Source organism: Streptomyces sp. NPDC059861 (assembly GCF_042731435.1).
Classification (GTDB): Bacteria; Actinomycetota; Actinomycetes; order Streptomycetales; family Streptomycetaceae; genus Streptomyces.
The window spans coordinates 37,095-54,054 of the sequence record NZ_JBHWJQ010000006.1 but is presented as its reverse complement, the minus strand read 5'-3'; the positions used below and the strand labels follow the sequence as shown (position 1 = coordinate 54,054).

17 protein-coding genes are annotated in these 16,960 nt (G+C 71.2%); 3 read left to right on the top strand and 14 right to left on the bottom strand.

Annotation, left to right across the window (positions count from 1 at the left end):
• Positions 1-104: 104 nt before the first annotated feature.
• From ACFV6X_RS07170 to ACFV6X_RS07150, 5 genes are all read right to left on the bottom strand, one after another.
• Positions 105-2,348, bottom strand: a complete 2,244-nt coding sequence (locus tag ACFV6X_RS07170; RefSeq protein ID WP_385378875.1) for a putative bifunctional diguanylate cyclase/phosphodiesterase — start codon at positions 2,346-2,348, stop codon at positions 105-107.
• Between the two features lie 260 nt (positions 2,349-2,608).
• Positions 2,609-4,804 carry an NAD-dependent DNA ligase LigA gene (gene ligA, locus ACFV6X_RS07165; RefSeq protein ID WP_385378872.1) on the bottom strand — a complete coding sequence of 732 codons (2,196 nt, stop codon included), beginning with the start codon at positions 4,802-4,804 and terminating at the stop codon, positions 2,609-2,611.
• Positions 4,805-4,819: 15 nt separating this feature from the next.
• Positions 4,820-5,827 (bottom strand): methionine synthase, encoded by a 1,008-nt coding sequence (locus ACFV6X_RS07160; protein WP_385378869.1) that lies wholly within the window; start codon positions 5,825-5,827, stop codon positions 4,820-4,822.
• A gap of 32 nt (positions 5,828-5,859) precedes the next feature.
• Positions 5,860-6,558, bottom strand: a complete 699-nt coding sequence (locus tag ACFV6X_RS07155; protein ID WP_385378867.1) for an SDR family oxidoreductase — start codon at positions 6,556-6,558, stop codon at positions 5,860-5,862.
• A gap of 18 nt (positions 6,559-6,576) precedes the next feature.
• Positions 6,577-7,116, bottom strand: coding sequence for a TIGR00730 family Rossman fold protein (locus tag ACFV6X_RS07150; RefSeq protein ID WP_385378864.1), 540 nt, complete (start codon positions 7,114-7,116; stop codon positions 6,577-6,579).
• 50 nt (positions 7,117-7,166) lie between these two features.
• Here ACFV6X_RS07150 and ACFV6X_RS07145 point away from each other — a divergent pair, with 50 nt between their 5' ends.
• The gene (locus ACFV6X_RS07145) at positions 7,167-7,502 is read left to right on the top strand and encodes a DUF427 domain-containing protein (RefSeq protein WP_385378861.1); all 336 of its coding nucleotides are present in this window, start codon (positions 7,167-7,169) and stop codon (positions 7,500-7,502) included.
• A gap of 10 nt (positions 7,503-7,512) precedes the next feature.
• On the opposite strand, the gene mnmA is transcribed toward ACFV6X_RS07145, so the two are convergent.
• Positions 7,513-8,643, bottom strand: coding sequence for a tRNA 2-thiouridine(34) synthase MnmA (gene mnmA / locus ACFV6X_RS07140; protein WP_385378858.1), 1,131 nt, complete (start codon positions 8,641-8,643; stop codon positions 7,513-7,515).
• 60 nt (positions 8,644-8,703) lie between these two features.
• On the opposite strand from mnmA, the gene ACFV6X_RS07135 reads away from it, so the two are divergent.
• A complete protein-coding gene (locus tag ACFV6X_RS07135) occupies positions 8,704-9,372 on the top strand; it encodes an N-acetylmuramoyl-L-alanine amidase (protein ID WP_385378855.1) in 669 nt (222 codons plus the stop codon).
• Between the two features lie 7 nt (positions 9,373-9,379).
• On the opposite strand, the gene ACFV6X_RS07130 is transcribed toward ACFV6X_RS07135, so the two are convergent.
• The 3 genes from ACFV6X_RS07130 to ACFV6X_RS07120 all read right to left on the bottom strand — a co-directional run bounded on the left by ACFV6X_RS07130 (position 9,380) and on the right by ACFV6X_RS07120 (position 11,136).
• Positions 9,380-10,543: a cysteine desulfurase family protein gene (locus tag ACFV6X_RS07130; RefSeq protein ID WP_385378852.1), complete on the bottom strand. Its 1,164-nt coding sequence runs from the start codon at positions 10,541-10,543 to the stop codon at positions 9,380-9,382.
• A 145-nt stretch (positions 10,544-10,688) separates the two neighbouring features.
• A complete protein-coding gene (locus ACFV6X_RS07125; protein ID WP_385378849.1) occupies positions 10,689-10,955 on the bottom strand; it encodes a DUF4190 domain-containing protein in 267 nt (88 codons plus the stop codon).
• A gap of 16 nt (positions 10,956-10,971) precedes the next feature.
• On the bottom strand, positions 10,972-11,136 hold the full coding sequence (locus ACFV6X_RS07120) for a hypothetical protein (RefSeq protein WP_385378846.1): 165 nt from the start codon (positions 11,134-11,136) through the stop codon (positions 10,972-10,974).
• Positions 11,137-11,250: 114 nt separating this feature from the next.
• On the opposite strand from ACFV6X_RS07120, the gene ACFV6X_RS07115 reads away from it, so the two are divergent.
• Positions 11,251-11,874: a TetR family transcriptional regulator gene (locus tag ACFV6X_RS07115; RefSeq protein WP_385378843.1), complete on the top strand. Its 624-nt coding sequence runs from the start codon at positions 11,251-11,253 to the stop codon at positions 11,872-11,874.
• A 41-nt stretch (positions 11,875-11,915) separates the two neighbouring features.
• Here ACFV6X_RS07115 and ACFV6X_RS07110 read toward each other — a convergent pair whose 3' ends face one another.
• The 5 genes from ACFV6X_RS07110 to ACFV6X_RS07090 form a co-directional block, all read right to left on the bottom strand.
• On the bottom strand, positions 11,916-12,761 hold the full coding sequence (locus tag ACFV6X_RS07110; RefSeq protein ID WP_385378840.1) for a thioesterase family protein: 846 nt from the start codon (positions 12,759-12,761) through the stop codon (positions 11,916-11,918).
• Positions 12,762-12,786: 25 nt separating this feature from the next.
• On the bottom strand, positions 12,787-13,479 hold the full coding sequence (locus ACFV6X_RS07105) for a trimeric intracellular cation channel family protein (protein WP_385378838.1): 693 nt from the start codon (positions 13,477-13,479) through the stop codon (positions 12,787-12,789).
• A gap of 63 nt (positions 13,480-13,542) precedes the next feature.
• Positions 13,543-14,757: an ABC transporter ATP-binding protein gene (locus ACFV6X_RS07100; protein WP_385378835.1), complete on the bottom strand. Its 1,215-nt coding sequence runs from the start codon at positions 14,755-14,757 to the stop codon at positions 13,543-13,545.
• Between the two features lie 14 nt (positions 14,758-14,771).
• Positions 14,772-15,866, bottom strand: a complete 1,095-nt coding sequence (locus ACFV6X_RS07095; RefSeq protein ID WP_385378832.1) for an ABC transporter ATP-binding protein — start codon at positions 15,864-15,866, stop codon at positions 14,772-14,774.
• Entirely contained in the window at positions 15,863-16,861 is a 999-nt protein-coding gene (locus ACFV6X_RS07090) for an ABC transporter permease (RefSeq protein WP_385378829.1), read from the bottom strand. The genes ACFV6X_RS07095 and ACFV6X_RS07090 overlap by 4 nt, the downstream gene beginning before the upstream one ends.
• Between the last annotated feature and the right edge of the window lie 99 nt (positions 16,862-16,960).

The following is a 16,960-nucleotide window of genomic DNA, read 5'->3' as shown; positions in this document are numbered from 1 at the left end:
GGTTGTGTTTGGGGGTTGGGGCCCAAATCTTGGGGGGGGGGGGGGTTCAGTTTTAAACGGTTTCCGGGGGGCCCCGGGGGGCCGCCCCCCGGGGCCGGCCGCCGCTACTCGTCCGAGGCCGCCGCGGGCAGGGCCGCCGCCGGGCGCTGCCACCCGCGCGAGCCCCGCGCCCGCAGCCACGCCGTGGTCTCCTCCGGCGGCATCGCCGCCGCGACCAGCCATCCCTGTACGGCGTCACAGCCCAGGTCGCGCAGGCGTTCCCAGGTCTCGTCGTCCTCGACGCCCTCGGCGACGACGAGCAGCCCGAGCGAGTGCGCGAGGTCGACCGTGCACCGGACGATCTCCGCGTCCTCGGTGTCGATCGCCAGCCGGGCCACGAACGACCGGTCGATCTTCAGTTCGCTGACCGGCAGCCGGCGCAGATGCACCAGCGAGGAGTACCCGGTGCCGAAGTCGTCCAGTGACATCTTCACGCCGTGCCCGGTCAGCCCCGCGAGGGTGTCGGCGGCCCGCTGCGGGTCCTCCAGCAGTACGTGCTCCGTGATCTCCAGTTGGAGCGCTCCCGCCGGGACGCCGTGCCGGGCGAGGCGGGCGGCGACGGATCCCGCGAAACCGGGGGTGTGCACGTCGCGCGGCGACACGTTCACCGCGACCGGCACGAAGAGACCCTGCGACCGCCACTGCGCCACCTGCGCGAGCGCCGTCTCCAGCACGTACTCCGTGAGATGCGGCATCAGCCCGGACGACTCGGCGATCGCGATGAACTCGTCCGGCGGCACCCGCCCGCGCTCCGGGTGCACCCAGCGCACCAGCGCCTCCAGGCCGGCCACCTGCCCGTCGAAACGCACCTTGGGCTGGTAGTGCACCTCGACCTCGTGGGCGTCCAGCGCCCGGCGCAGGTCGGCGAGGAGGCCGAGGCGGTCCGGGGTGTTCGAGTCCCGCTTGGACTCGTACACCTCCACTCCCGTGCGGTCCCGCTTCGCCTGGTACATCGCCACGTCCGCGCGGCGCAGCAGGCCTTCGGCGTCGAGAGCGTGGTCGGGGAAGACGGCGACGCCCGCGCTGGCCTCCAGCACGAGGGTGAGACCGTCGAGGTCGAGAGGGGAGCTGAGCGCGGCGACCAGGCCGCGGGCGATCCGGGTCGCGGACGTCGTGGAGTCGGCGACCGGCAGTAAGACGGCGAACTCGTCACCGCCGAGCCGGGCGGCCTCCGCCCCGCGCGGCAGGGCCAGCCGCAGCCGGTCGGCGGTCTGCAGCAGCAGCCGGTCACCGGCGAGATGGCCGAGGGTGTCGTTGACCGATCGGAACCGGTCGAGGTCTATCAGCATCAGGGCGGCGCGGGCGTCGATCCGCTCGGCGTCGTCCAGCGCGGTCCAGATGCGCTCCAGGAGCCACTGGCGGTTGGGCAGCCCGGTGAGCGGATCGCGCAGTTGCTCCTCCGCACGGGCCCGGGCTATCCACAGGGTGGAGTCGAGGGCGATGAGGGGGATGGCGAACAGCGGCAGCAGGATCGGCTTGGCGACGGCGACCACGCAGATCAGGGGCGCGATGCCGAGCAGCGCGACGGCGACCAGGCCGTGCCGGACCAGGGCGGTGCGGGCGATCGTGGGCAGTCCGCCCGCGCGGGGGGCGTGCAGGTACCACAGCAGGGTGCGGGAGACCGCGAGGTAGGCGGTGGCGACCAGGACCACCTCGGTGGCGGTGTAGAGGTTCCAGGTGGCGGGGTCCCAGGGGTTCTCGACGGACGGTACCCGGCCGAAGGCGGCCAGCAGGAGGGCGCCGGCACCGATGCCGAGGATGTCCACCGCGCCGTGCAACACGCCCTGCCGCCAGCGGTGGCGCCGGGCTATGCCGACGAGCACGACGACGGTGAGGCTCACCATCCCGGCGGGCACCCAGCCGTACAGCAGCAGGACGGCGAGGGTGAGGGCGGCGCCGGAGCCGGTGCCGCCCCACCAGCGGGCGCGGCCGAGCGCGACCAGGTGGCCGACGATGATGCCGGTCAGCACGGCCAGCGCCCAGCCGGCCGTGCCGGACGGGAACAGCGCGTGGTGGTCGGTGAACGCCCGCAGGAACCCGGCGCCGAGGGCGAACCCGGCCGCCGCGACGACCGCCGCGGGCAGCGCGGGCCAGGACAGGTGCCGTTCGGTGTCGGTCCCCGGCAGTCCGGCGGCGTGCCCGGCGGTGAGGGCGGCGGCGCCGTGCCCGTCCAGCACGACGCGCTGTCCGGCTCCCGGGTCCCGCGTCGCCGCGGCACTCGCACGCCAGGCCGAACAGAGGCCCCCTCGCCAGGCGCCGGCCATCCGGCGCAGCCGTGAGTACGGGGCGGCGCTCTCGGTCGGTTCCATTCCCGTCCCTCTCACAGCCGGCGGTGCCCACGCCACGCGGCCCGATGCCCGACGACCCTCAACGGCACCGCGTTGGGAAAACCGTTCCCCGTACTCACCGGGAGCAAGGGAATGCCCCAACCGCAGCTGGGCACGGCAGGTGCACACCTCAACAGTAGGCCGCAGAAGGCTTCCACGGGCAGCGGTCGTCGACGGTTGCCCGAATGCGCCCCGGCCGCCCGTATGCATCTGGTATGCGCCGATCGGGTGTTCCTCAACCGCTACTCGCCGGTCGGAAGTGCCACCTCCGACGCAGCCTCAGGCCCTTGCTCCAGCAGGACGTTGAACCCGTCCTCGTTCAGGACAGGCACCTTGAGCTGCATCGCCTTGTCGTATTTCGATCCGGGGTTGTCGCCCACAACGACGAACGAGGTCTTCTTCGAAACCGAACCCGTCACCTTGGCGCCCCGGGTCTGGAGCGCCTCCTTCGCGCCGTCCCGTGTGAACTGTTCGAGCGTTCCGGTGACGACGACCGTGAGGCCTTCGAGGGGACGGGGGCCCTCGTCCTCGCCGGTGCTCTCCTCCTCCAGGCGGACACCGGCGGCCTTCCACTTCCGGATGATCTCGCGGTGCCAGTCCTCGGCGAACCACTCCTTGAGCGAGGCGGCGATGATCGGGCCGACGCCGTCGGTGGTGGCCAGCTCCTCCTCGGTGGCCTGCTCGATGCGGTCGACGGAGCGGAACTCACGGGCCAGCGCCTCGGCCGCGACCGGGCCGACATGACGGATCGACAGACCGGTCAGCACGCGGGCGAGCGGGCGCTCCTTGGCGGCCGCGATGTTCTCCAGCATCGCGAGCGCGTTCTTCTTCGGCTCGCCCTGCTGGTTGGCGAAGACCGTGACGATCTTCTCCTCGCCGGTCTTGGGGTCCCGCTTGGGCAGACCGCTGTCCTGGTCGAGGACGTACGCCTTGATGGGCAGCAACTGCTCGAACGTGAGGTCGAACAGATCGCCCTCGTCCTTGAGCGGCGGCTCGGCGGGCTCCAGGGGCTTGGTGAGGGCGGCCGCGGCGACATAGCCGAAGTGCTCGATGTCCAGCGCCTTGCGCCCCGCCAGGTAGAACAGCCGTTCGCGCAGTTGTGCGGGGCAGGCACGGGAGTTCGGGCAGCGCAGGTCGATGTCGCCCTCCTTCATCGGCCGGAGCGCCGTACCGCACTCGGGGCACTCGGAGGGCATCACGAACTCGCGCTCGGTGCCGTCGCGCAGGTCGACGACCGGGCCGAGGATCTCCGGGATGACGTCACCGGCCTTGCGCAGCACCACCGTGTCGCCGATGAGGACGCCCTTGGCCTTGACCACGTCCTGGTTGTGCAGGGTGGCGAACTCCACCTCCGAGCCCGCCACTGTCACCGGCTCGACCTGCGCGTACGGCGTGACGCGGCCGGTGCGGCCCACACCGACGCGGATGTTGACGAGCTTGGTGTTGACCTCCTCCGGCGCGTACTTGTACGCGATCGCCCAGCGCGGGGCGCGGGCCGTCGAGCCGAGGCGGCCCTGGAGACGGATCTCGTCGAGCTTGACCACCACGCCGTCGATCTCGTGCTCCACGGAGTGGCGGTTCTCGCCGTAGTACGCGATGAACTCCCGTACGCCTTCGAGGTCGTCGACCACCTTGTTGTGCCGTGAGGTGGGCAGGCCCCACTGCCCCAGCAGGTCGTAGGCCTGGGAGAGGCGGGTGAGGCCCTCGAAGCCCTCCAGGGCACCGATGCCGTGCACCACCATGTGCAGCGGGCGGGTGGCCGTGACGCGCGGGTCCTTCTGCCGCAGCGAACCGGCCGCCGCGTTGCGCGGGTTGGCGAAGGGCTTGTCGCCGGCCTCCACCAGCCGGCGGTTCAGCTCCTCGAACTTCTCCATCGGGAAGTAGACCTCGCCGCGGATCTCCACCAGGTCCGGGACGCGGTCGCCGTCCAGCCGGTCCGGGATCTCGGCGATGGTCCGGACGTTGGGGGTGATGTCCTCGCCGGTGCGGCCGTCGCCGCGGGTGGCCGCGCGCGTGAGGCGGCCGTGCTCGTAGGTGAGGTTGACGGCGAGGCCGTCGACCTTGAGCTCGCACAGGAAGTGGTAGTCCTGCTCGCCCAGTTCGCGGGCGATGCGGTCGGCCCAGGCCGCCAGTTCCTCGTCGTTGAAGGTGTTGTCGAGGGAGAGCATGCGCTCGCGGTGCTCGACCGCCGTGAACTCCGTCGCGTAGGACCCGGCGACCTTCTGGGTCGGCGAGTCCGGGGTGCGCAGCTGCGGGTACTCGTCCTCCAGCTCCTCCAGGGTGCGCAGGAGCTGGTCGAACTCCGCGTCACTGACGACGGGAGCGTCCTTCACGTAGTACCGGAAGCGGTGCTCCTCGACCTGCTCGGCGAGCCGCGCATGCCGCTCCCGTGCCTCGGCGGGTACCGCTGTGGACTCCGCTTGCTTGTCGCCGGCCACCGTATCGTCCTCCCGTTACTCAGGGTTGTCCGCGAGGGATCTCGCCGCCTGGACGCAGTGGGCGAGGGCCTGTCGCGCGTACGCGGGGGAAGCGCCCGCGAGTCCGCACGTCGGCGTGACCGTGACCGCCTCCGCGAGAAGCCCTGGAGACAGCCCCAGCCTGCGCCAGAGCGTCCTGACACCCATGACGCTACCGGCAGGGTCCGACAATGGGCCGTCCGTGCTCGGCACGACACCGGTGAACAGCCGCGTGCCGCCCTCCACGGCCTCGCCGATCGCCTCGTCGTCACGCTCGGTGAGCAGCGAGAAGTCGAAGGAGACGGCGGCGGCACCGGCCCGGCGCAGCAGCGCGAACGGCACGTCGGGGGCGCAGGAGTGGACCACGACCGGGCCGCCGTCCTGCACCCCGGCGACGTCGCGCAGGGTGGCCTCGACGAGCTGCCGGTCGACGGCGCGGTGGGTGCGGTAGCCGCTGGCGCTGCGGACCTGGCCGCGCAGTACGGCGGTGAGGGACGGCTCGTCGAGCTGGAGCACGGGGTGGGCGCCGGGGACGCGCCTGCGGATCTCGGCGAGATGCAGGCGCAGGCCCTCGGTGAGGGAGGCGGCGAGGTCGCGGCAGGCGCCGGGGTCGGAGAGGACCGCCTCGCCGTTCCTCAGCTCCAGTGCCGTGGCGAGCGTCCAGGGCCCGACGGCCTGCACCTTCAGCGGGCCCTCGTACCCCTGCGTGAACTCCTCCAGGGCGTCCAGGTCCTGGCCGAGCCACGACCAGGCCCGTTTGGTGTCCCGCCCAGGCCGGTCCCCGAGCCGCCAGCCGCTGGGCTCCACGCGCGCGTACAGCTCGACGAGCATCCCGGCGGTGCGCCCGATCATGTCGGCGCCGGGCCCCCGGGCGGGCAGCTCGGGCAGGAAGGGGAAGTCCTCGAAGGACCCGGTGACGGTCTTGGCGGCCTCACGGGCGTCCCCACCGGGCAGGGAGCCGACCCCGGTGGCGGCACCGAAGCTGAACTGGCTGTTTTCGCTCACCCGGGCAGCCTACGGAACGACCGCCGCGACTTTCACCGCCCGGGTCGCACCGTCAGGTCGTTCACCTCCGCGTCCCTCGGCAGGTCCAGGGCCGTCAGGACGGTCGTGGCGACGGACTCGGGGTCGATCCACTTCGCGGGGTCGTACTCCTTGCCCTCCTGCTGGTGGACCTTGGCCTGCATCGGGCTCGCCGTGCGGCCGGGGTAGACCGAGGTGACGCGGACGCCGTTCGCGTGCTCCTCGTGGCGCAGGGAGTCGGCGAGGGCCTTCAGGCCGTGCTTGGAGGCCGCGTACGCGGACCAGTCGGCGTGGGCGCTCAGTCCCGCACCCGAGTTCACGAACACCACATGGCCCTGCGCGGCGCGCAGTTGGGGCAACAGGAGGCGGGTGAGTTCGGCGGGGGCGACGAGGTTGACGTTGAGCTGGTGGCGCCAGGTCTTGGGGGTCAGGTCGCCGACCGGGCCCAGGTCGACCACGCCGGCGCTGTGCAGCAGGGAGTCCACCCGGTCCGGCAGCGTCTGGTGGGACAGCGCCCAGCTCAGCCTGTCGGGGTCGGAGAGGTCGCCGACGAGGGTCCTCGCCCCGGGGAACTCGGCGGCCAGCTCCTTGGCGCGGCCCGCGTCGCGCGCGTGCAGCACGAGGTCGTCCCCGCGCGCGTGCAGACGGCGGGCCACGGCCGCGCCGATGCCGGAACCCGCCCCGGTGATCACATGAGTAGCCATGCCCGCCATGCTCGCATCACCGCGGCGTCAGGCGACGCCCTGGCTCTCCTCCAGGTAGGCCAGCGCCCCCACCGGCTCCTCCGCGAAGAACACCAGGTCGGTCAGCGGCCGGGGCAGGAACCCCTCGTCCTCCATGCGGCGGAACTGCTCCTTCAGGCCGTCGTAGAAGCCCGCCGTGTTCAGCAGCACCACCGGCTTGTCGGTGTGGCCGTGCTTCTTCAGCTCCAGGATCTCGGTGGCCTCGTCCAGCGTGCCGGTGCCGCCCACCATGACCACCACGGCGTCGGACTTCTCCAGGAGCAGCTTCTTGCGCTCGGCGAGGTCACCGGCGATCACCATCTCGTCGACGCCTTCGCGCGCCTTGGCCGCCAGGAACTGCACCGAGACGCCCACGAGGCGTCCGCCCGCCTCCTGCACGCCGTCGGCGACGACCTTCATCAGGCCGACGTCCGAGCCGCCCCACACCAGGGTGTGCCCGCCCTTGCCCAGCAACTTCGCGAACTCGCGCGCGGGGCGGGTGTAGCGGTCGTCGAGGTCGGCGGCGGAGAGGAAGACGCAGATGTTCATGGATCCACCGTACGGGGGAAGAACGGGCGCCCCGCGAGTGCTGTCCTTACATGACCCAGAACGCCACCCGAGGCCACACGATCACCATCGAGCCGGGCACGCAGCGCGTGCGCGTCGTCCGCGACGGGCAGGTGCTGGCGGAGAGCGACCGGCCGCTGCTCCTGCGGGAGACGGGATCCCCCGTGCGCTACTACATCCCGCCGCAGGACGTCAGGCTCGATCTGCTGACACCCTCCGAGACGCACACCTACTGCCCCTTCAAGGGCACCGCGTCCTACTGGTCGCTCCCCGACGCGCCGGATCTGGTCTGGGCCTACCCTGACCCGAAGCCGGACGTCGCCGCGATCAAGGACCACCTCTGCTTCTACGAGGTGGAGATGGTCTGAACCGTCCGGTTCAGGCCACCCCCGCCGTCACGCGCGTGGTCGAGGCGATCGTCGCCGAGCCGACCACGCGCGTACCGGCGTAGAGCACGATCGCCTGGCCCGGGGCCACGCCCCGGACCGGCTCGGTGAAGCGCGCGTGCAGCTCGCCGTCGAGCAGTTCGGCCACGACCTCGGTCTCGCCTCCGTGGGCGCGCAGCTGCGCGGTGTAGGTGCCGGGGCCGCTGGGAGCGGTGCCGCACCAGCGGGGCTTGACGGCGGTGAGGCCGCCGACGTCCAGGGCGGAAGCGGGACCCACCGTCACCGTGTTGGTGACCGGGGAGATGTCGAGGACGTAGCGCGGCTTGCCGTCGGGCGCCGGGGTGCCGATCCTGAGCCCCTTGCGCTGGCCGATCGTGAAGCCGTAGGCCCCCTCGTGCGTACCGATCTTGCTGCCGGACTCGTCGACGATGTCGCCCTCGGCCCGGCCGAGGCGGTCCGCCAGGAACCCCTGGGTGTCGCCGTCGGCGATGAAGCAGATGTCGTGGGAGTCCGGCTTCCTGGCGACCGCCAGGCCCCGGCGCTCGGCCTCGGCGCGGATCTCGTCCTTCGTGGTGAGCGTGTCTCCGAGCGGGAACATCGCGTGCGCGAGCTGCTTCTCGTCCAGCACCCCGAGGACGTACGACTGGTCCTTCGCCATGTCGGAGGCGCGGTGCAGTTCGCGGCTGCCGTCGGGCAGGGTCACGACCTGCGCGTAATGGCCTGTGCAGACCGCGTCGAAGCCCAGGGCGAGGGCCTTGTCCAGCAGCGCGGCGAACTTGATCTTCTCGTTGCAGCGCAGGCAGGGGTTGGGCGTGCGGCCGGCCTCGTACTCGGCGACGAAGTCCTCGACGACGTCCTCGCGGAAGCGGTCGGCGAGGTCCCAGACGTAGAAGGGGATGCCGATGACGTCCGCCGCGCGGCGGGCGTCGCGGGAGTCCTCGATCGTGCAGCAGCCCCGCGCGCCCGTACGGAAGGATTGCGGGTTCGCGGAGAGCGCGAGATGGACTCCGGTCACGTCGTGTCCCGCCTCGGCCGCACGGGCGGCGGCGACGGCTGAGTCGACACCGCCGGACATGGCGGCGAGGACGCGGAGCGGGCGGGAGGGCTGCGGGGTGTCAGTCATAACCCCTCCAGGGTACGGGGACGCGGGAACCGAGGACCGCGAGTATCCGTTCTCGATCACATGGAGCAGACGAAGGGCGACCCGGGCCCGCGGATCGGGCGGCGCGCGCTGATCATCGGCGGGGCCGCGGCCGTGGTGGGCACGGGTGCCGTGCTGGCGCGCGACGAGCTGTCGCGGCTGTGGTGGCAGGTCCCCGGGGTGGAGAAGCCCCGGGTGGAGGGGGCCGTCGACTACACGGGCGCGCGCTGGGTGGCGGCCTCGTCGGCGAACTGGCGGCGGGCGGACCGCCCGGCCGACTACACGATCGACATGGTGATCGTCCATGTCACCCAGGGCAGCTTCGACAGCGCGGTGAAGGTCTTCCAGGATCCGGAGCACGGCGCCGCGTCGCACTACGTCGTCCGTGAGGACGGCCACGTCGCGCAGATGATCCGCGAGCTGGACGTGGCGTACCACGCGGGCAACCGCGGCTACAACGAACGCAGCGTCGGCATCGAGCACGCCGGCTTCGTGGACCGCCCGCAGGACTTCACGGACGCGATGTACACGGCGTCCGCCCGGCTCACGGCCGGGATATGCAGGCGCTACGGCATACCCGTCGACCGCGAGCACATCATCGGCCACGTCGAGGTGCCGGGGACGGACCACACCGATCCCGGAGAGCACTGGGACTGGGACCGGTACATGCGCCTCGTACGGCAGGCGGGCCCGGCCTCGACACCGGCCTGACGCGGGTTCAGGTCAGCCCCGCCGCCCGCGCCCGCTCCACCGCCGGCCCGATGACCTTGGCGACCGCCTCGACGTCGGCGGCCGTGGAGGTGTGGCCGAGGGAGAAGCGCAGGGTGCCGCGGGCCAGATCGGGATCGGTGCCGGTGGCGAGCAGGACGTGACTGGGCTGGGCGACACCGGCGGTGCAGGCGGACCCGGTCGAGCACTCGATGCCCTGGGCGTCCAGGAGCAGCAGCAACGAGTCGCCCTCGCAGCCGGGAAACGTGAAGTGGGCGTTGGCCGGGAGGCGGTGGGCCGGGTCGCCGCCGAGGATCGCCTCCGGCACGGCCGTGCGGACCACGTCGATCAGGTCGTCGCGCAGGGCGCCGACCTCGCGGGCGAACTTCTCGCGGTGCCCGGCGGCATGGCGGCCGGCGACGGCGAAGGAGGCGATGGCGGGGACGTCGAGGGTGCCGGAGCGGACATGGCGCTCCTGACCGCCGCCGTGCAGGACCGGTACGGGACTGCACTCACGGCTCAGCAGCAGCGCGCCGATGCCGTACGGGCCGCCGATCTTGTGGCCGGAGACGGTCATCGCGGCGAGGCCCGAGGTGGCGAAGTCGACGGGGAGCTGACCGAAGGCCTGCACGGCGTCGGAGTGCATGGGCACACCGAACTCGGCGGCGGTCTCGGCGAGTTCACGGACCGGCAGCACGGTCCCGATCTCGTTGTTGGCCCACATGACGGTGACGAGGGCGACGTCGTCGGGGTTGCGGGCGATGGCCTCGCGCAGCGCCTCGGGGGCGACCCGGCCGTGGGAGTCGACCGGGAGGTACTCGACGGTGGCGCCCTCGTGTTCGCCGAGCCAGTGGACGGCGTCCAGGACGGCGTGGTGCTCGACGGGACTGGACAGGACCCGGGTGCGGGCCGGGTCCGCGGCACGGCGGGACCAGTACAGGCCCTTGACCGCGAGGTTGTCGGCCTCGGTGCCGCCCGAGGTGAAGACCACCTCGCTGGGACGGGCGCCGAGGGCTTCCGCGAGGGTCTCGCGGGCTTCCTCGACGGTGCGGCGGGCCTGGCGGCCGGATGCGTGGAGGGACGAGGCGTTGCCCGTACTGCGCAGGTGGGCGGTCAGGGCCTCTGCCGCCTCCGGAAGCATCGGGGTGGTCGCGGCGTGGTCGAGGTATGCCATGGTGACGCCGATTCTACGGCGCGACGGCCTCTGGGCCGCGGGTGAGGTGGGCCCGGGTTGTGGCCGGTGTCGGCGCGCCGCCTGCCGCGCCGTGGCGTCGGCGGCGACGCGCCCCGCCCTGGGACCACGTTTCGGGTACCCGGTGTCAGAAGCTCCAGGAGATGGAGTTGTCCGCCTGCATGAAAACGGCCAGGACCACCAGGTCCGCCACGCCGAGGCCGAGGCCCAGGTAGGCGCGGAAGCGGCGCTCGGTGCCGCGCCGGAGGGCGACGGCGGCCAGGGCGATGGCGATGGGGCCGAGGAAGAGGTTGAGGACGAGGAGGCCCAGGAGGCCGAGGACGAAGGACGCGACGGCCATGCCGTCGGTGTCACGGATGCCGGTGCGGCGCTCGGCCGGTGCGGTCAGATGCATGGTGGGCTCCCGGCGGTCAGTGGGTCGGGGTCCGGCGGCGGCCGTGACGCTCGCGGAGCGTGAAGACGCCGAGCCAGGCGGCGATCACGGCGGCCGTGACGAGGGTGAAGCCGATCGGCGCGTGGGCCACGGTGCCCATCACCACGCCGAGCAGCATAAGTGCGGCGACCAGGAAGAGCATGGGACGAGTCCCTCCGCTTCGGTGAACGTTTGTAGTTACACTTGTTCACTGACTTCCCAGTCTAGCGCGTCCCATGACTTCCCAATTACAGAGAACAGTTGTTAACTGCATGGTATGAGTCACACCCTCGGCATCCGGAAGGCCCAGAAGCAGAAGACCCGGCAGGCGCTTGTGGACGCCGCGTTGGAGCTGCTGGAGGAGCAGAGCCTGAGCAGTCTGGGGCTGCGCGAGGTCACCCGCGCGGTCGGTGTCGCCCCGACCGCCTTCTACCGGCACTTCCGCTCCACCGCCGATCTCGGCGTGGCCCTGGTCGAGGAGGCGCTGAGCAGCCTGCACCCGACGATCCGGACGATCGTGGCCACGGCCGGCGACAGCGACGAACGCATCACGGGCGCGGTGGAGTTGATCCGCGGACACGTGCGGGCGCACCCCGCCCACGTCCGCTTCATCGCCCGGGAGCAACACGGCGGGGTGCAGCCGGTGCGGGAGGCCATCCGCAGGCAACTGACGCTGTTCACCGAGGAGGTGAAGGCCGAACTGGCCAAGGACCGCGCGTCCGGCGGCTGGAGCGACGACGATCTGCTGATGCTCGCGGGCCTCTACGTCGACCAGATGCTGGTCACGGCGTCGCTCTTCCTGGAGGCGCTCGGCTCCGAGGAGGAGCAGCAGCGGGTCGCCCTGGTGGCGAACCGCCGGCTACGGCTGATCAGCAGGGGCCGCGCGCACTGGCAGGACTGACGGCCCCGCCACCGGCCCTCGCCACCGCGCGGGCGGCCCGGTCAGCGCAGCCGCACCCGTGCCAGCTGCCGGGACTGCGCCACCAGCCGGTCCGCGCTGTCCCAGACCTCGGCGTCCTCCTCCAGGAACCCGCCCGCCAGATTGCACGTGGTGATGGACACCCGCAGCGGACCCGGCGCCGGCCGGCACCGGATGTGGGTGGTCAGCTCGACCGTGGGCACCCAGCCGGAGATGCCGAGCTCGAAGGCGGTGGGCGGCAGGGCGTCGACGGCCAGCAGCAGCGAGAGGGGGTCGGCGTCCCGGCCGTCCTTGAGGCCGAACCACGCCCGCATCTCCCCCTTGCCGGACGGCGCGCCCAGCGCCCAGCCCAGGGTGGCCGGGTCGAGCTTGAGCATCAGCCGCTCGGTGATCGCCGAGCTGCCGTCGACGGGGGCGGGCCCGTCCTCGGGGCCGAAGCACTGCTCCATCGGCGGGATCACGGGCGGCCGCGCGGTCGTACGGACGTCGTCGGGGAGGGCGCCGAGGTCGCCGTAGGAGGCGAGGACGCGGATCCGCTCGACCTCGCGGCCCTGCTCGTCGTACTGGAGGAGCGAGGCCTGGCCGGTGGAGAGGGTACGGCCGGAGCGGACGACGTCGGTGCGGACGACCGCGGGGCCCGGCTGGGACGCGGTCAGGTAGTGCGCGGAGATCGTGAACGGGTCCGGGTGCGGCAGGGCGTCGGCGAGCGCCCGGCCCAGGACGGCCAGCAGGTAGCCACCGTTGACGGCGCTGATGATGGTCCAGCCCGCGGAGAGGTCGATGTCGTAGACGCCCTCGGAGCGCCGGGTGGCGGCCGTGTCGCGGTCGAACTCGCTGTTGCCGATGGTCGCCTGGGATGCCTGAGCCATGGCGGTACGGTACAACAGCAAACTACTAAGCGGTAGCTTTGGTCGCCGGGCGCGGCGGTGGCTCCTCCTCGCGGACCGTGGAACGCCGGTTCCACGCCCGGGGCGCCCGCCAGTGGAAGCGCATCGCCAGCAGCCGCAGCACGAAGGCGGTGGCGGCGGCGAGCGTGCTGGTCAGCGGGTTCAGGGCGTCGTAGCGGATGCACAGGGCGACCATGATCGCGCCCACGATCGCGGGGACGGCGTACAGATCGCGGTCCCAGCGCAGCAGCGACGGTACCTCGTTGGCGAGGACGTCGCGCAGGACGCCGCCGCCGACCGCGGTGGCGAGGCCGAGGGCCGCGGAGGCGTGCAGACCGAGTCCGTACTCGTACGCCTTGGTGGTGCCCGCGACACAGAAGAGGCCGAGGCCGGCCGCGTCGAAGACGTTCACGCCGGCCTGGATGCGCTCGACGTGCGGATGGAGGAAGAAGACCAGGAGCGCGGCGAGCAGCGGCGTCAGGAAATACCCCAGGTCCGTGAAGGCGGCCGGCGGTACGGCGCCGATCATCAGGTCCCGGAACAGTCCGCCGCCCAGCGCGGTGGCCTCGGCGAGGACGGCGATGCCGAAGACGTCGAAGTTCTTGCGGACGGCGAGCAGGGCGCCGGAGATCGCGAAGACGAAGATGCCGACCAGGTCGAGGGTGTGCTGGACGGACGGGGTGAACAGTTGCTGGAGCACCCTGACATTCTTACCCAGCGGCGGGCCCTCACCTTCCGAAGAAAGGCAAGGGCCCGGCGTGGTCTACGTGTCTTCGGTCTCCTTGGCGGGAGTCTCAGCCGGCGCGTCTTTCTGCGAGGCGGCCTCGACCTCCGCGGCCACGGCTGCGCTCGTCTGCGCGGACTCTGCCAGCACCTCGTCCGCCACCAGCTCCGCGGCCTCCTTCGCGGCGGTCAGCAGCACCGTGTCCTGCGGGGCTTGGTCCGCGAAGTTCTCCGGGTGGTGACAGGCTGCCTGCTGGCCAGGCCGCAGCTCGAGCAGCGGCGGCTCGGTGGTCCTGCAGATCTCTGTCGCCTTCCAGCACCGCGTATGGAAGCGGCAGCCAGTGGGCGGCGAGATCGGCGAGGGCACGTCGCCCTTGAGCAGGATGCGCTCGCTCTTGGCCGACCTGCGGCCGGGGTCCGGGATCGGCACCGCCGACAGCAGGGCTTTGGTGTACGGGTGCATCGGTGAGCGATACAGCTTGTCCCGGTCGGCGAGTTCCACGATCTTGCCCAGATACATCACGGCGATCCGGTCCGAGACGTGCCGGACGACGGACAGGTCGTGCGCGATGATCACGTACGTCAGCCCCAGCTCCTCCTGGAGGTCGTCCAGCAGGTTCACCACCTGGGCCTGGATGGACACGTCCAGTGCGGACACCGGTTCGTCGGCCACGACCAGCTTGGGGTGCAGGGCCAACGCGCGGGCGATGCCGATGCGCTGGCGCTGCCCGCCGGAGAACTCGTGCGGGTAGCGGTTGTAGTGCTCGGGGTTGAGACCGACCACCGACAGCAGGCGCTGGACCTCCTGCTTGACACCGCCCTCGGGCGTGACGCCCTGCAGCCGGAAGGGAGCACCCACGATGGTCCCGATGGTGTGGCGCGGGTTCAACGACGAGTACGGGTCCTGGAAGATCATCTGAACATCACGGCGCAGCGGGCGCATCCTGCCGACACCGAGGTGCGTGATGTCCTTGCCCTCGAACTCGACCGTGCCCGCGGTCGGTTCGAGCAGCCGGGTGATCAGCCGACCCATGGTCGACTTGCCGCAGCCCGACTCACCCACGACGCCGAGCGTCTCACCCGCCCGTACCTCGAAGTCGATGCCGTCGACCGCCCGTACCGCCCCGGCCTGCCGCTTGAGCAGGCCCTTGCGGATCGGGAAGTGCTTCTGCAGCCCGGTCACCTTCAGCAGGATCTCACCAGGGGCGGCATCCGCGGACAGCGTGGCACCGTCGCTCTGCGCAGGGACAGTCACTGCTTTTTCCTCGCTCACAGCTTCGGCGCAATCTCTTCGGTCCAGATGCGCTCCCGCTGTTCCTGCGACATGTGGCAGGCGGCCCAGTGCCGGCTGCCGACGTTGGTCAGCTCCGGGCGGACCGTGCGGGTGACGTCATCTTTAGGAATGTCCGCGTACGGGCAACGCGGGTTGAAAGCGCATCCCGACGGGAGGTTGATCAGGGAGGGCGGGGAACCCTTCACCGGGACGAGGCGCTCCTGCTGCTCGCGGTCCAAGCGCGGCATGGAGCCGAGCAAGCCCCAGGTGTAGGGGTGGCGAGGCTCGTAGAACACCTTCTCGGCCGGCCCGCGTTCGACGCAGCGGCCGCCGTACATCACCAGGAGATCGTCGGCCAGCTCGGCGACCACGCCCAGGTCGTGCGTGATGATGATGACCGCGGAGCCGAACTCCGTCTGCAGATCGCGGATCAGGTCCAGGATCTGTGCCTGCACCGTCACGTCGAGAGCGGTGGTCGGCTCGTCGGCGATGAGCAGTTCGGGGTTGTTGACCAGCGACATGGCGATCATCGCGCGCTGGCGCATGCCGCCGGAGAACTCGTGCGGGTAGTTGTCGACCCGCTTGTCGGGCTGCGGGATGCCGACCCGGTCGAGCATCTCCACGGCGCGCCGCTTGGCGGTCTTCTTGTTGACGTCGTGGTGGATGCGGTACGCCTCCACGATCTGCTGCCCGATCGTGTAATACGGGTGCAGCGCGGACAGCGGATCCTGGAAGATCATCGACATCTCACGGCCCCGCATCCGGCGCACCTGGTCGGCGGGGGCGGACAGCAACTCGGTGCCGTTCAGCCAGATCTCACCGGAGATCTGCGCCTTGCGCTTTCCGTACTGACCGGCGGTGTGCAGGCCCATGATGCCGAGGGACGTCACCGACTTGCCGGACCCCGACTCGCCCACGATGCCGAGGGTCTTGCCCTTCTCCAGCTGGAAGCTGAGCCCGTCGACGGACTTGACCAGACCGTCGTCGGTCGGGAAATGCACCTTCAGATCGCGCACTTCGAGGAAGGCGGTGGGGGCCGCAGCGGTGGCGGGCTCGCCCAGGGCCGCTCCGGTTTTGCTGAGTTCGGTCATGCGAGCCTCACTCGGGGGTCGATCACGGCGTACAGGATGTCCACCACGAGGTTGGCCAGGAGCACCGCGAGGGAGGTGATCAGGGTGACGCCCAGGATGATGGGAAGGTCCTGCGTCTTGATGCCGTTGAGCACCGCCTGGCCAAGGCCGGGAAGGCTGAACGTGGTCTCGGTCAGGATCGCGCCGCCGATGAGGGCGCCGAGGTCCATGCCGAGCATGGTCAGGATGGGCGTCATCGTCGAGCGCATGGCGTGCTTGCCGATGACGACCTGCTCACGCAGGCCCTTTGCGCGCGCGGTGCGGATGTAGTCCTCGCCGAGGATCTCCAGCATCGTGGCGCGGGTGATACGGGCGTACATCGCCGCGTAGAGGAACGCGAGGGTGACCCACGGCAGGATCATGCCACCGAGCCAGCCGGTGAAGCTTTCCTCCAGCGGCACGAACTGTCCGTCGATCCAGCCAAGCCCGTAGGAGAAGATCGCCAGGCTCAGCAGACCGGTGAAGTAGATGGGCAGGGAGACACCGCCCAGCGCGACGACCATCGCGCCGCGGTCCCACAACGTGCCCCGCTTGAGCGCGGAGAGCACGCCGGCGGCGACACCGAAGACCAGCCACAGCAGCGCGGCTCCGAGCGCGAGACCCAGGGTCACCGGGAAGCGGTCGGTCAGTACCGGCCAGATGGCCTGCTCACTGCGGAAGGAGTAGCCGAAGCACGGCGCCGAGCAGTGCGTGACGTCCCCGCCGGCCGCGTAGGTACGGCCCGCGAAGATGCCCTTGAAGAACTCCCACACCTGGACGTAGAGCGGCTCGCCGAGCCCGAGCTTCGTCCGGACGGCCTCGACCGCCGCCGGGTCCGCCTGCTTGCCCACGAAGCTCGTGGCGATGTCGACGCCCACCCACTTGGGGACGAGGAAGAAGATGCTGAAGACCACCACCATGATGACCACAAGCATCACTGCGGCGGCGAACAGCCGCCTGATGAGGTAAGCGAGCACAGCTCTCGGCCCGCCGCGGACCGCGGGCCACCGGAGGTTGTCCGATGGCCCGCGATCACGACGCCGGCCTTCACCTGCCTTTCGTGCCGTTCGGCGGGT